11 protein-coding genes are annotated in these 14229 nt (G+C 72.7%); 6 read left to right on the top strand and 5 right to left on the bottom strand.

Going from position 1 to position 14229, the window contains the following annotated elements; translation table 11 throughout:
- Positions 1 to 36 precede the first annotated feature (36 nt).
- Positions 37 to 1278 carry a styrene monooxygenase/indole monooxygenase family protein gene (locus IA22_RS0112510; RefSeq protein ID WP_014154094.1) on the top strand — a complete coding sequence of 414 codons (1242 nt, stop codon included), beginning with the start codon at positions 37 to 39 and terminating at the stop codon, positions 1276 to 1278.
- Between the two features lie 66 nt (positions 1279 to 1344).
- Here the strand turns inward: IA22_RS0112510 and IA22_RS0112505 are convergent, their stop codons facing one another.
- From IA22_RS0112505 to IA22_RS0112485, 5 genes are all read right to left on the bottom strand, one after another.
- Positions 1345 to 2487: a C40 family peptidase gene (locus IA22_RS0112505; RefSeq protein ID WP_030123641.1), complete on the bottom strand. Its 1143-nt coding sequence runs from the start codon at positions 2485 to 2487 to the stop codon at positions 1345 to 1347.
- Between the two features lie 153 nt (positions 2488 to 2640).
- Positions 2641 to 5232, bottom strand: a complete 2592-nt coding sequence (locus IA22_RS0112500; RefSeq protein ID WP_030123640.1) for an outer membrane protein assembly factor BamB family protein — start codon at positions 5230 to 5232, stop codon at positions 2641 to 2643.
- Between the two features lie 71 nt (positions 5233 to 5303).
- On the bottom strand, positions 5304 to 5579 hold the full coding sequence (locus tag IA22_RS0112495) for a hypothetical protein (RefSeq protein WP_014154091.1): 276 nt from the start codon (positions 5577 to 5579) through the stop codon (positions 5304 to 5306).
- A gap of 10 nt (positions 5580 to 5589) precedes the next feature.
- The gene (locus IA22_RS0112490) at positions 5590 to 6351 is read right to left on the bottom strand and encodes a TetR/AcrR family transcriptional regulator (protein ID WP_014154090.1); all 762 of its coding nucleotides are present in this window, start codon (positions 6349 to 6351) and stop codon (positions 5590 to 5592) included.
- Between the two features lie 40 nt (positions 6352 to 6391).
- On the bottom strand, positions 6392 to 7327 hold the full coding sequence (locus IA22_RS0112485) for an AurF N-oxygenase family protein (RefSeq protein ID WP_014154089.1): 936 nt from the start codon (positions 7325 to 7327) through the stop codon (positions 6392 to 6394).
- 189 nt (positions 7328 to 7516) lie between these two features.
- Here IA22_RS0112485 and IA22_RS0112480 point away from each other — a divergent pair, with 189 nt between their 5' ends.
- The 5 genes from IA22_RS0112480 (at position 7517) to IA22_RS0112460 (ending at position 14223) form a co-directional block, all read left to right on the top strand.
- Entirely contained in the window at positions 7517 to 8629 is a 1113-nt protein-coding gene (locus tag IA22_RS0112480; RefSeq protein WP_030123639.1) for a ferritin-like domain-containing protein, read from the top strand.
- A 168-nt stretch (positions 8630 to 8797) separates the two neighbouring features.
- Positions 8798 to 9118 (top strand): CATRA system-associated protein, encoded by a 321-nt coding sequence (locus IA22_RS0112475; RefSeq protein ID WP_014154087.1) that lies wholly within the window; start codon positions 8798 to 8800, stop codon positions 9116 to 9118.
- A complete protein-coding gene (locus tag IA22_RS0112470; protein WP_030123638.1) occupies positions 9115 to 10731 on the top strand; it encodes a CATRA conflict system CASPASE/TPR repeat-associated protein in 1617 nt (538 codons plus the stop codon). Before IA22_RS0112475 ends, IA22_RS0112470 begins: the two co-directional genes overlap by 4 nt.
- Positions 10728 to 13424 (top strand): CHAT domain-containing protein, encoded by a 2697-nt coding sequence (locus tag IA22_RS0112465; protein WP_014154085.1) that lies wholly within the window; start codon positions 10728 to 10730, stop codon positions 13422 to 13424. The genes IA22_RS0112470 and IA22_RS0112465 overlap by 4 nt, the downstream gene beginning before the upstream one ends.
- Positions 13425 to 13482: 58 nt before the next feature.
- A complete protein-coding gene (locus IA22_RS0112460; RefSeq protein ID WP_014154084.1) occupies positions 13483 to 14223 on the top strand; it encodes an NUDIX hydrolase in 741 nt (246 codons plus the stop codon).
- Positions 14224 to 14229 lie beyond the last annotated feature (6 nt).

The following is a 14229-nucleotide window of genomic DNA, read 5'->3' as shown; positions in this document are numbered from 1 at the left end:
AAGACGCACTTCCAGAACACGTAACGGAGAACCGCGATGCGGAAGATACTCATAGTCGGAGCCGGTCAGTCCGGTCTCCAGCTGGCCCTCGGACTGCAGTCCAACGGGTACGAAGTCACCCTGATGTCCAACCGCACCGCCGACGAGATCCGCACCGGCCGGGTCATGTCGACGCAGTGCATGTTCCACACGGCTCTCCAGCACGAGCGCGACCTCCAGCTCAACTTCTGGGAGTCCCAGGCCCCGCGGATCGAGGGCGTCGGCGTCTCGGTCGCCGGCCCGGACTCCTCGCGTGTCGTCGACTGGGTGGGCAAGCTGGACGGGTACGCCCAGTCCGTCGACCAGCGCGTGAAGATGGCCGGCTGGATGGAGACCTTCGCCCAGCGCGGCGGTCAGCTCGTCATCCACGGCGCCGCGGTCTCCGACCTCGACTACTTCTCCCGCACGTACGACCTGGTGATGGTCTCCGCCGGCAAGGGCGAGCTCGTCTCCATGTTCGGCCGGGACGCCTCCCGTTCGCCGTTCGACACCCCGCAGCGCGCCCTCGCCGTCGCGTACGTCCACGGCCTGGGCCCGCGCCCGGAGCACCCGGAGTTCGACGCGGTGCGGTGCAACCTGGTCCCGGGGGTCGGCGAGCTCTTCGTCATGCCGACCCTGACGACGTCGGGCCGTGCGGACATCCTGTTCTGGGAAGGCGTCCCGGGCGGGCCGCTCGACGCGTTCCAGGGCATCAAGGACCCCGCGGAGCACCTGGCCAAGACGCTGGAACTCATGGAGAAGTTCACCCCGTGGGAGTACGCGCGCGCCACCAAGGTCGAGCTGACCGACGCCAACGCCACGCTGGCGGGCCGTTACGCCCCGACCGTGCGCAAGCCCGTCGGCCGGCTGCCCGGCGGCGGCCTGGTCCTCGGTGTCGGCGACGTGGTCGTGGCCAACGACCCGATCACCGGCCAGGGTTCCAACACCGCGTCCAAGTGTGCGCACTCCTACCTGCACTCGATCCTCGAACACGGCGACCGCCCGTTCGACGAGGAGTGGATGGAGGCCACGTTCGAGCGGCACTGGGAGAAGACCCAGCACGTCGTGAAGTGGACGAACGCGATGCTCGGCCCGCCGCCGGAGCACGTCCTGAACCTGATCGGCGCGTCCGGCCAGCTCCAGCCGGCCGCCGACCGGTTCGCCAACGGGTTCAACGACCCGGCGGACTTCGACAACTTCTTCTTCGAGCCGGAGAAGACGAACGCGTACCTGGGCTCGCTCACCGGCGCCCAGGGCTGACAGCGGGTACGAGAGCCGGGCCGCCCCCTTCCGTCACGCACGAGCGGACGGACGGGGGCCCGGCTCTCACGTGTCCGGGGCGTCGTATCCGGTGTCCGGACCCGAGGTGGCGTCCGTGGGCAGTTCCGGCAGGGTGTACGCGGCCAGTGGCTCGCTGCCCGGGTCGGGCCGGACGGCGCCCAGCAGCGGGTTCGAGGCCAGTGGCGAGACCTTCACCGTGGCTCCGGGCCTGGGCGCCTGGATCACCAGACCGTCGCCGATGTACAGCGCGACATGGGTCGCCTTCGGGAAGTAGACCACCAGGTCACCGGGGCGCAGCGAGCCCAGGGGCACCTTCGGCAGTCGGCGCCACTGTTCCTGCGACGTACGCGGGATGTCCCGGCCCGCCGCCGACCAGGCCTGCGACGTGAGCCCGGAGCAGTCGTACGTCTCGGGCCCTTCCGCACCCCACACGTAGGGCTTGCCGAGCTGCTCGACGGCGTAGGCGACGGCCTTCCCGCCCTCCTCGGACGGCGGGCGGACCGAGCTGAGCGCCCCCGAGGCGGTGAGCGTGTCCTGGGCCTCGCCGATGTTCTTCTCCTCCAGCGCCGACAGGGCGGCGAGCTGCTCGGCCGACAGGGAGGCCAGCATCACCTCGACGGCCTTCAGCCGGGACCGCACGGTGTCGTGCTGCTTCTTCCGCAGTGCGGCGAGCTCCCGCTGCCGGTCCTGTGCCGCCCGGGACTTGGCCGCCAGCACCTCGGCGTGCCGCTCCGCCCCCGTCAGCCGGTCGACCACGGCCGACCGGCCGGCCTGGGCGCGCTCGATGACATGGCTCTGCTCCAGGGCCCGGGCCGGGTCGTCGGCCAGGAGCAGCCGCAGGTACAGGGAGAAGTCGGTGCGCCCCTGGTACTGGTCACGTGCCAGCCGTCCGGCGTCCCGGCGGCCGGATTCCAGGGCCGCCCGGGCCTCGGTCACCTCGCCGCGCAGCTTGCGGACCTCGGCCGTCCGCTTCCGCAGCTCCTCCTCGGTGCCGTTGTAGAGCTCGCCCGCCTCCTCGGCGTTCCGGTACAGCGTCTGCAGCTGCTTCAACAGCCCCGCCACACTCCTGGGAGCCGGCCCGGGCGCCGGCGCGGGTTCCGGTCCGGACGGTTCGGCGACCGCGGGGGAGGCGGCGACGGCCGCGGCCAGCGCGGCCGTGCAGAGGGCGCGTGCGACTCTGCCCCACACGAGATCACCTCCGGTGTCAGGGGTGATGCCGATTAATCGGACAACCCCACAAGTGCTCGGATGTCGTCCATCCGGTCACCCGGCCCCGGGTGATGCAAGGACCGTCCGGCGTGCCGCTCCGGGGCGTGCCCCGAACGGCGTACGCCGGGGCGGTCACTCCACGGGAAACGCATAAAATGCCCGTTCCCGCTGGACGACGACGGAGGTCTTCCCGGTGGCAAGGACCCGGTAGGGGGCGGTGACCGCGGCCCCCTCCGGGGCGGGGGCGCCGATGTCCTGGAACTTCCACAGCCTGCGCCCGTCCGCCGCGGCGAACGCGGTCACCTGCGAGGCGTCCGCGGCGAGCAGCGTCCTCCCGCTGCCGCTCAGCGTGAGCGCGGGACAGCCGTCACCGGCCGGGACCTCGGTGGACCGTCGCCAGAGCACCTTTCCGGTGGCCCGTTCGACCGCCCCGACCTCCTGGTCGCGGTTCGTGGTGTGGAGCAGCGCCCCGGCCGCGACCGGCGTACCGAAGACCGACGACGCCGTTCCGTTCAGCGTCCAGAGAGGCTTCCCGCTCCCCGTCTCGAAGGCCCCCAGATCGTCGCCCACCGCGCCGAACAGACGCCCCTCCTGGTCACCGGCCGCCGCGCCGCCGGGCGCGACCGTGCCGAACCGCCGGTTCCACAGCGGCTTGCCCGTGGTGCGGTCGAAGCAGCGGAAGACCGCCTTGCCCTGGCCCGCCCTGACGTCGGCCGGGGTGAGCGTGCCCGCGTCCTGCCGTACGACGAGGTCGGCGTTCCGGGCGGCGATCAGCCGGTAGGCCGGGGTTCCGGGTGCCCGGCCCGCGGGGACGGCGACGCGCCAGATCTCCTCGCGGCGGACGACGTCGTAGGCGAAGAAGTACGCCTTGACGACCTGGGTGTCCTTGCCGCGCTTCTTGCCCTTCTTCGGCTTCGGCGCCCGCACGGTGACCGTGTGGGAGCCCGTGAACCAGAGGACGGAGCCCGACTGTCCGGTGAGCGGGGCCACCTTCATGTCCGGTACGCCGTCGAACTGGTCCGCGAAGCGCACCCGGTGCCGGATCCGCCCGTCCTCCGGTGACAGCCAGAGGAATTCGGTCGGGGCCGCCAGGAAGCAGAGGTCCTCCCCGGCCGTCAGCACGCTCTGCGCCCCGGCGGCGTCGGCGCGCTCCCAGACCTTCCGGCCGGTCCTGAGGTCGACGGCGGTCGCCCCGGCCGTGTCCGTGAGCACCAGCAGCCTGTCCTGCCAGACGCCGGCGGTGAGCGGGGCCGGTGCCTTCGCCGGCCGGGCGTACGTCCACCGGGGCTCGGGCGGCCGGCCCGGAAGGGCGGGCCGGGGCTCGGCGGCCGGCTTCTCGTCGGTGGTGGCCGAGGCGGATCCGTCGGAACCGAGGGCCGCCACGGCGGCCCCGCCCAGAACGAGCCCCGCCGCGCCGGCGGCGACGGCCGTGAGCAGCGCCCGCCGGCCGGTGACCGGCCCCGTGCGCGGTGCCGCCGCGGGCGGCGCGGCGGCGGGCAGGGCCGGAGGCGCAGCGGTGAAGGCCGGGTGCGCGTACGGCTGCGCGGGTGGGGGGACTGCCGCCGGGAGGCGCGGGGGCGCGGTGTTCGTCACCTCCTCGGGGAGGGTGAGCTGGGCCGTCGCCCGGTCGGACCGGGGGGTGCGCGCACCGGTGCCCAGGAACCGCGTCGTCCGGCTGTCCTCGTCGGGGTCCCCGTCGTGGCCGCCGCCGGGAGGGACCACGTGTCCGGGAGCGCCGCCGTCGGGGAGCGCCGCGCCCGTGGGCACCGCGTCCGTGGGCGTCCGGTCCTCCACGGGAGGCACCCGGGGCCCGTCGTCCACCGGCCCGGCCGGCGGCTCCAGTGCACGCGCCCGCGCGGCCTGGTCCGTCACGGCGGCCGCGAGCACCGCGGGCAGCCAGCCGCCCTGTGCGCGGTCCGCCGCGCCCTCCGGCGCGAGTTCCGCGGCGACGGATCCGGCCGTGGGCCGGCCGGCCGGGTCCTTCGACAGGCAGCCGGCGATCAGGGCGCGCAACCCGACCGGCACGGAGCCGAGTTCGGCGGAGCCGTGTGCGATCCGCTCGGCCGCCTCCTCCGCCGGCCCGTCGGCGAGCGGGGTCGTCCCCGTGGCCGCGTACGCCAGCAGCAGTCCGAGTACGAAGAGGTCCGAGGCCGGGCCCGCCTCCTGGCCCTCGACCTGTTCCGGGGTGAGATAACCCAGGCGTACGGACAACTGCCCGCCCTCGCGGGCCTCGGCGTGGGCCGCGGCCCCCAGAGGTCCGAACGCGGTCAGCCGGGGGCCGTCCTCCGCCACCAGCACCGTCCCCGGAGCCAGCCCCTGGAACACGGCGCCGGACGCGTGCACCCGGGAGAGCGTCCCGGCCAGACCCGCGCCCAGCACCCGCACCGCGCGCTCGGGCAGCGGACCCGCGAGCCCGATCGCTTCGGAGAGCGTCACCGCGGGCACGTAGGCCGTGGCCGTCCACAGGCCGTCGCCCTCGGGGGAGACGTCCGGCCGCGGAACCGGGCCGCCGGCCAGCCGTTCGGCGGTGCGCGCCTCGGACCAAAAGCGCCGCCGGAAGGCGGGCACGGAGGCGAGGGCGGGCCGGGCGGCCGTCACCACGGCGAGGCCGTCACGGTCCGCGCCCCGGGCGAGGAAGTGCACGGCCACGGCGCTCTCGCGCACACGCGCCAGCGTGGTGTACGGGCCGAAGCGGCGTGGATCGTCCTGACGCAGCGCCTCCATGGCGCACCCCCCTCGTGACCGTGCCCACGGCACCGGACCGCCGATCCTACGGGCGCGTGCGCGGATGCGGCTCAGGACGCGCTGCGGGGCTTCTTCCAGGGCCACTTGGGGGTGAAGCGCTCCCGGCCTCCGGGGGCGAACTCGTAGATCCAGCCGCGTTGCAGCCCCAGCCGCTTCGAATAACCCGCGGGAGCGCGGCGGTAGGCGTAGACGGTGGCCGGGCCGCCGTCGGCGTCCGGCACCGGGACCTCGTACCACTTGGGCGGATGGCCGGTCGGTCCGAGCAGGATCGGCAGGACCCTGCCGTCCAGGGGGCCGCCGCGGAAGGGCGTGTTCTCGCTTTTCACCCGGCCAGTGTCACTCAGGCGACAGCAGGTGCGCCGCGTGCCCCGCCACGGGGACGATCAGAGCCGCGAGCCGGCCGGCGGGGCCGTCCGCGGTCTCCTGGGCCAGGAGTTCCGCCACCACGGATTCCGTCTCCTCGTCCGAGGCGGCGGTGACCGCGAGCAGGGCCATCAGATGATCGACCAGCCAGCCCCGCAGATCGGCGGCCGGCGGCTGCTTCTCCTCGTCCAGCCAGATCAGGGACGCCGCCTCCACGGCGGCGATCCAGGTGCGCACCATCATCCGCAGGCGAGGCCCGGCGGGTTCCTGCGCCGGCCCCCCGCCCCGGCCCAGGTGGAGCAGGATCTGCTCCGCCGCCGACCGGCGCACACCGTCCACGATCGTCGAGGTGCGCGAGGTCTCGGCCACACTGCCGCCGCGCAGCAACGCGCTGAACCCCGCGTCGTGCTGGTCGACGAACCCGAGGTAGCGGTCCAGGACCCGGCTGACCCTCTCGGTGGGCGGGCCGACGGCGGGCTCCGAGAAGCAGAGCGTCAGCTGCTCGGCGGCGGACCCCAGGGCCGCCTCGTACAACTGCTGCCTGCCGCCCGGGAAGTAGCGGTAGACCAGCGGACGGGAGACCCCGGCGGCGGCCGCCACCTCGTCGATCGACACGTCGTCCGGCGCCCGGTGGGCGAAGAGGGTGAGGGCCGCGCCCAGCAGCTGGGCGCGGCGTTCCTCGACACCCAGGCGTCGGTACGCGCGGGTTGGCGATGCTGCGGGTGCGGAGGTCATGCTCCGAAGCCTAAGCGGTCTCCCCGGAAGGGGAGCGGCCTCAGGCCAGCAGGCCCGAACTCTTCCACAGCCTGCGCCCCACCCCGTTGAGCACGCCGATGTCCTCGAAGAAGTCGGTGAGGCGCTTCGCCCCCGTCTGCATGACCTCCGCCCGGTGACCGCTGGCCTTCACCTGGGCCACGGCCTCGTGACGGTCCAGACCGACGTTCTCGTAGACCTGCGGGTTGACGAAGCAGACGGAGAAGACGCGTGCCGCCTCACCGCAGTTGAGCCGGGTCAGCCGCCGCTCCCACAGCGGCGCGGTCACCATCTGGCGGCGCAGCTCCTCGCGGGCGTAGCGCACATGCCGGGCCTCCTCCACCACATGGATGCGGGTGACGCCGCGCACGAGCGACTGGACGCGCTCGTCGGGGAAGGTGAGCCGCTGCATCCAGTCCAGGATCTCCTCGCCGAGCAGGGTCGCGGCGAACGAACCGGGGGTGGTGGAGATGGTCTTCAGCACCCGCGCCAGGTTGTGGTAGCGCCGGGGGACCGGGTAGGCGGGCGCCCCGCCCCACTCGATCATGCGGGCGAACATCATGGAGTGCCGGCACTCGTCGGCGATCTCGGTGAGCGCGTAGCGGACGTGCTTGCTGGTCACGGACTTGTCGTAGATGTGCCGGACGAGCAGCTGCATCAGGATGATCTCGAACCAGATGCCGAGCGAGGCCAGTGACGCCGCCTCGTGGCGCGCCAGGTCCATCCGCTGCTCCTCGGACATCTTCCGCCACAGCGGGGTGTCGTAGAGCGAGACCAGCTCGGGCGGCCAGAACCACTTGCCGTCCTCGGCGCCGGTGTCCCAGTCGAGCTCGGTGTCCGGATCGAAGGAGTGCTTGGCCGAGGCCTCGAGCAGGCGGACCGCGACCTGCTCGCGGTCCTTGAGCGGGCCGAGCGCGTCGCGCAGCGCCCGGATGTCCTCGTCGGTCACGGTCGTCATGGCTGAAGGCACCTCGCACAGGGGTTACCGGCGGTCAGGTTTCCGGTCATGAATTATGAGACTGCCTGTCAGCAAGGCAGTCAATCCCCTGTGCGCGACTTGTTGACCGCGCGTCTACCAACGTGTGAACCTGCCAACTGACGTCAGCACCACGGAATGCACCACCCTCGCCAGGCGAAGGAGCTGTCCGTGTCGACACACGACCTCTACACCACCGCGCCACCGGCCCCGACATGGCAGGTGCCTGCCACAGGGGCGGCCCGGTTCAGCTGGGACTACGACGACGGCCGCGAGCGTCTCCTCGCCCTCTACCAGAAGGGCAAGGACAAGCAGTGGGACGGGAACAAGCGCATCGACTGGAGCCTGGAGGTCGACCCCGCCGACCCCCTCGGAACCCCGGACGAGGCCCTCACGCTGTACGGCACCCCGCACTGGGCGAAGATGACCGAACGGGACCGGGGCGAACTGCGCAAGCACTACACCTCCTGGCAGTTCAGCCAGTTCCTGCACGGTGAACAGGGCGCCATGGTCTGCGCCGCCCGGATCGTGGAGTCGGTCCCCGACCTGGACGCCAAGTTCTACTCCGCGACCCAGACGATGGACGAGGCGCGGCACGCGGAGATCTACGCCCGCTTCCTGCACGAGAAGGTCGGGATGCTCTACCCGATCAACGACCACCTCCAGGGGCTGCTCGGCGACACCCTGCGCGACTCCCGCTGGGACATGCCCTACCTCGGCATGCAGGTCCTCATCGAAGGGCTGGCGCTCGCCGCGTTCGGCATGATCCGCGACACCACGACCCAGCCGCTGCCCAAGCAGATCCTCGCCTACGTCATGCAGGACGAGGCGCGGCACGTGGCCTTCGGCCGGATGGCGCTGCGTGACTACTACAAGCAGCTGAGCGACGCCGAACGCCGCGAGCGCGAGGAGTTCGTCATCGAGGGCTGCTACCTGATGCGCGACCGCCTGAGCGGCGTCGAGGTGCTGGAGAACTTCGGCATCGGCAAGCAGGAGGCCAGGGACCTCTCCGAGCACTCGGAGTACCTCCAGCTCTTCCGGAAGCTGCTGTTCAGCCGCATCGTCCCCTGCGTCAAGGACATCGGCCTCTGGGGCGAACGGCTCCAGAAGGCCTATGTCGGCATGGGCGTCCTCGAGCTGGGCGACTCGAACCTGGACCTGCTGATGGCGCAGGACGAGGAGGTCGCAGAGCAGCTGGACCGGGACCGCTTCGCCGCGGAGGAGCGGGCGCGGGTCGAGGAGGTCGCCGAGGCCATAGCGGAGGGTGGCGCGTCGGACAGGTGAGACCCCTGGTGACGCGTGATTCGAACGGCCGGTGAACTAGGGGGAATTCGACGGCGGGCGGGCCGGGGCGCGGCTATTCTGACGGCCCCGTCCGCCGGGCCGTGCGTGCGTCGACCGCGCTCCGCCGGCTCGCGTACCGACGGGGCCATTCGTCGTGCAGGGGGGCTCATGGACAAGTGGGGACTCATCGAACGCATCGCCAGGACCGAGCGCTGGCTGCTCGTGGACGCGGACTGGCTCGCCGTCGGCGAAGCCTTCAGCCTGATCCACCGGGCCCGTGCCGCCCAGGATCCCGCCGGTGTGCGTGCGGCGCTGGCGGCGCTGGAGCCGCTGGAGCAGAAGCAGCCCCGCCGGGTCACCAACACCCTGGGCCCCGGCGTCCACTCCATCAGCGACGAACTGAACGAACGGCGGAGCGCGCTGATCGTCGAGGTCAGCGGTGACCCGGACGAACACCGGGAGCCGCCGGCCCGGGAGGCCGCGCGGTGACCGCTCCGGAAGGAGCGATCCATAAACCGTCACTGCTCGTGATGGCGTTCGCGCCGCTGGACACCAGGGGGACCTGCCCCGGCCACGCGGCTCTGGCGTGCTTGTGGGCGGCGTGCCGACGTCTCGGCATGACCGAGAAGGTCCCGGGGCTTCCGCAGCTCGCCGTCACCGGCGGGTTCGACGGAGCGGACCGCCCGGAGCCGGGCTTCCGATTCCTGGCGGCGGCCCACCGCCCCGATCCGCAGGCGGTGTACCAGGTCTTCTCCTTCGTGGACCGGGACGTCGTCGGGCTGGTCTCCGTGCTCGCACCGAACGACAGCGCGGCAGGACCTGAGCAGTGGGCCGGCCTCGTCGCGAGCTGGGAGCAGGCGGTGGAGGCCGCCGGGCCCCCGTCCGGGGCATGGGGGCTGCTCGGCCGGCACCTCGTCCTCGAAGCCCTGTGCGACGGGGTGATCGACGACGGCGCCCTGTGCGAGACCGTGCGCGGACACGCGCCCGCCGGTGGGGGAGGCGCCAGGGCGTGGTGGGCCGGCTTCGACCGGACGGACGACGGGTTCTCCGTCTGGCGGGAGCAGGAGGGGACCCCGGAAACCGTGGGTCGCTTCTACGTGCTGGCCCCCGTCGAGCACGAGGCCGCCCTGGACGACTGGACGTGGTTCGCGCGCGGCGAGCACCGCCTGAGGCCGCTCGCCCGCTACCTGATGCACATGTCGAAGATCCGCTACCAGGCACAGGAGTACGACCGGGCCGCCTCGCTGCCCACGTGGCTGGAGGAGAGCGACCGCCGGACCGAGGCGCTGCTGAGGGAGCTGGACTCCGTCGGGGGCCGTCAGCCCCTCGCGGGGGTGGTCCGCACGGCCGCGAAGCTCGACGAGACCCAGCGCAGTCCCCAGGGGATGCTCTGGACGATCACCCGGCAGAGACAGGTCAGCAACGCGCTCGCCGCCGGACTGGACAACCTGCTTCCCTCCACCCCCTCCGTACGACGCGTCGGCGTGGGGGCGACCTGGCCCGACCGGGACCGTGCGTACGCCGAAACGCTGATCAAGAGGGTGGACGACGACCGCTTGCACCTGGAAGCGGCCCGCGAACGCGCGGACTCGGTGCGCGCGCAGGCCCGCATGATGACGGACCGCGCGCTCGCGGACGAGAGGAGTCTGCTGACCCTGATCCAGACCTCTGTGCTCGGCGCCGTCCTCACCGGTCTCGCGGCGGTGCAGACCCTGGAGTACGAACTCCCCCTGCCCCGTCCCGTCCAGTCACCGCTCATCGCCGTCCTGACCGTGCTGGCGCTCGCCCTCCCCGTGTCCGTGGTGCGCTGGACCGGAGTCGCGCTCAACGCCCACCGCCATCGCTGGCTCGACCGTGTGGTCGCCGGTCTGACGGCTGCCAGCTTCGGGTGGCTCGCCGTCACCGTGTACGGGGTGGCGTGGGGGGCCGGCCCGCCGGCCAGGGCCTGGACCCTGTCCGTCGCGGTGGCCGCGGCGGTGGCGGCGGCCCTCGGCGTCGACCGGCTGCTCCGGAGACCGCTCGACGGCGCGACGGCCGACGACGCCTCAGGCGGGCCGCGGACGGTGGCCCGGCCCTCCGGCGTCGGGGGAGCGTCCTCGTGACCGACGACCCTTCCCGGCAACAGGACCGGGCCGTGACGGACTTCGTCGACTCGCTCGACGTGGAGGACCTGATCCTCCGGTACGACGTCGACTTCGACGCACCCATGCGCCAGGCGACGGCCATCGGGCTGCTGCGCCTCGCGGGCGTGCACACCCCGGACCCGTCCTCCGGACTCCGCGGCATCGCGCGCCGACTGGGCGCCTACTGGTGCGAGATGGTCCTGGCCGACGTGGCGTACGAGCCGTTGACCGCCCTGCGGCTGATCGAGGCGTCCCGCCCGGACGCCGAGCGGCTGCTGGCGGACCTGGCCGCAGGCGGGGGACCCACCGGTTCCGAGGCCTTCACGGCGTACGTCGTCGCCCGCTGGTACGACGGCGTGGGCCGGGTGCGGTACCGGCTCGGAAGTTACACCGCCGCCAGGATCGCCTTCGGGACGGCGGTCGGTGTGGCAGCGGACCACGGCGTGTGGTGGGCCCGGCCCGACCTGATCAGCAACCATGTGCGGGCGCGGTTCGAGGAGCAGGGACAGGCCTCGCGGCGGGACGACGGCCGCCGCGCCGAGCGGGACTTCGTCGGTCCGATGGAGCGGGCGCGTGACGACATCGCCGCGTTGGCGGCGGCCCGGGGCGTGGACCTGGAGAGCGCCCCCACCCCGTCCTCCCCAGCCCGTCACCGTGAGTTCCTGCGGGGCTGGTCCAACGCCCTGCACAACGTGGCCACGGCCCTTCGCCAGGAGGGACGGACCGAGGAGTCGCTCCAGCAGAGCAGGGCGTCCGGGGCGGTGTCGGAAGGACTGGGCGACATCTACCGCAAGGCCCAGTCCCTGCTCAACGAGGCTCTCTGCGAACCCGGCGACCCGACGCACCTCTTCGAGGAGCTGCGCGACCTCGGCATCGGCCCGGACGGGAGGCCCGGTCCCGGCTGGCCCCGTGGCCGCAGGATCGCGCGCCAGCAACTGGCCGCCAGGAGAGGCGACGCCCAGGGGCTCGCCGGCCTGGCGGAGCTGCTGGACGACCTGGAGCGGGACGCGGCCGGGCCCGAGCGCCGTTCGGGACTGGACGTCGACTTCTACGCCTACACACTGGGCCTGTACAGCCGCACGGCGGCGGGACTCCCCGCGGACGGCCGGCCGGGCGACGTGGTCGACCGATGGGTGCACATGGCCCGGTCGGTGCGCGAGGCGATCGCCCTGCCGGTGTACAAGCGCACGTACTCCCGCCTCATGAGGCCGGTGTTCCTCCGGGCGATCGGGCGGCGGGTCACCGAGTGCGACCACCGGCAGAGGAGTCTCGAAGGGCTTCTGTCCCTGGTGGAGGAGTCGTCCGGCCGGGAACTGCTGGACATGCTCGCCTCGTCCAGCCCTCCCGCGCTCGGCCCGCCCTCCAGCGCGCTGCCCGGCCCGGTCCGTCCCGCCGGAGCGGACGGACCGGACAGACGCTCGACGCTCGGTTCGATGGACGACGCGGAGGCCGAGGAGGCGAAACGCCTGCTGCAGGAACGCGAGGAGCAGTACGAGCAGTACTTCCTGGGGCATCCGCTGAGCAGTGCCACCCACGACGAGGACATCGCCCACCAGCTGGTGCAGTACACCCTCAACCACCCGGGTTCGTGCGTGGTGCGGTACTTCCGGTACGGCGGGCCCCTGGATCCCCGCATGGACGGGGAGGAGGCCCCGGAGCCCGACTCCCTGGGCATCATGGTGTGCAAGGGGGGGATCCTGACCCTGGGCCGCCCGCTCCCGTACCCCGAGGTCGCGGCGCTCGCCGCGCGGGTCCTCGCGGACATCCAGGCCCGCTTCGTGCCGCAGCCCGACACCTGCCGGAGCATCTGGGAACTGCTGGTCGCCCCGGTCTGGGCGCACGCCACACGAGGTGAGGCGCTCACCCACCTCACGCTGATCCCGACGGACGACCTCTTCGCCATCCCGTTGCACGTGGCCACCGAACCGGGCGGCCTCGACCCGCTGGCCGCACGGGTGCCTCTCTCGCACTCCGTCAGCGTGGCCGCCTTCGTCTCGCGGGGACGGCACCTCCTCAAGAAGCAGCTGATGGAGGACGACGACGACCTCGCGGCGCTGATGTCCACCGACGAGGCGGCCACGGGCGGAGAGATCGCGGCCTCCGGATGGCCCGTGGACCGGGTGCACGTGGCAGGACGGGTGCCGGCCGTTCTGGCGGACCGGATCGCGGGTACCCACCGGGCCGACTGGGAAGGGCTCGCCGAACTCGTCTCGGTGGAACCGGAGTTCTTCGTCTACGCAGGGCACGGCACCTATGTGGAGAGGGACGGCGGATCCGGCGATCCGCTCCTGTACCTCGGGTCCGCGGACCGGCTCACCCAGTACGACCTGGCGCTGCGGGTCGCGCTGCCGAGGAACAAGCTGACCGTTCTCGGGGCCTGTCTGGCGGGACAGGGCATGCGGTCGGAGGGCGGTGACGTCCTCGGATTCATGCGCTCCCTGATCATCAGCGGCGCCGGGGCGATCGGAGTACCGCTCTGGTCGGTCAGCGACGGGGCGATGGTCTCCACGGTGAGCGCCCTGCTCCGGGAGAGCAGGGCAGCCCTCGACGGCTCCGACACCGGGGTGTTCGACGTCGTGCAGACCCTGCACGACTACTATCGCCGGGCTGTCGGGACCTATACGCAACTGGCCCGCCGGATCGATGAGATGCCGCTGGCCCTCTACCTATGACGATCCCCGCCGGCCCGGGCGACCCGGCGCCGGCGGGGCACACGGACGGGAGCCCGGGTTGGACACGGAGCGCACCACACAGGACAGGCAGGCGAAACTCGCCGCGTACGACGCCCTGCGGGAGAGCCGCCCGGACATGTTCGTCAACCCTCCCGGGGCCGCGTACGAGATCCTCCTGGACCGGGCCGACCAGAACCGGGCCTACGAGAGCATGGCGCAGAGGCTGACGGCCCGGGGGCTGCCGGCCCACTACGCCGACATCGGAGTCGTCCACGACGACCTCTACCTCACCCTCGTGAGGGATGCGGTGCGGTTCCGCACCGGCGACCTCGGCACCTACATCCGTGTGGTGCCCCGGGGCGACGCGGACGGGGCGGCCGTGCTGCCGGTGCTGGCCGACGGACGGATCGTCCTGCTCAGGCAGTTCCGCCATGCCTCACGCACCTGGCACTGGGAGATCCCCCGGGGGTTCGGCGACCCCGGTGAGCGGGGCGCGGAGACGGCCCGCAGGGAACTCTTCGAGGAACTGGGCGTGCCGGTCTCGGAACTGGTCCACCTGGGTCCCCTGCACAGCGACAGCGGTCTGGTGGCCGGTACGGACCAGCTCTATCTGGCGCGTCTGGCCGGGACCGGCATCGCCTCCGATCCCGGCCCCGGTCCTCACGCGGAGGGAATCGACGCCTACCGTGCGGTGAGTCCCGCCGAGTTGCGCGACCTGCTCGCGGACCGGCGGATCACCGATGCCTACACACTGGCCGCCTACGCCCTGGCCACGGCCCGAGGGCTGCTGACCGGCTGACACCGG

This window comes from Kitasatospora papulosa (assembly GCF_000717245.1).
GTDB classification, from domain to species: Bacteria; Actinomycetota; Actinomycetes; order Streptomycetales; family Streptomycetaceae; genus Streptomyces; species Streptomyces papulosus.
This window is presented reverse-complemented; position numbering and strand designations above follow the sequence as displayed.

What these genes read in the sequence shown, in the direction of transcription:
- IA22_RS0112490 (WP_014154090.1), bottom strand. Translation starts at nt 6,351, where the DNA reads ATGACCTCCGCACCCGCAGCATCGCCAACCCGCGCGTACCGACGCCTG.
- IA22_RS0112510 (WP_014154094.1), top strand. Translation starts at nt 37, where the DNA reads ATGCGGAAGATACTCATAGTCGGAGCCGGTCAGTCCGGTCTCCAGCTG.
- IA22_RS0112475 (WP_014154087.1), top strand. Translation starts at nt 8,798, where the DNA reads ATGGACAAGTGGGGACTCATCGAACGCATCGCCAGGACCGAGCGCTGG.
- IA22_RS0112485 (WP_014154089.1), bottom strand. Translation starts at nt 7,327, where the DNA reads ATGACGACCGTGACCGACGAGGACATCCGGGCGCTGCGCGACGCGCTC.
- IA22_RS0112500 (WP_030123640.1), bottom strand. Translation starts at nt 5,232, where the DNA reads ATGGAGGCGCTGCGTCAGGACGATCCACGCCGCTTCGGCCCGTACACC.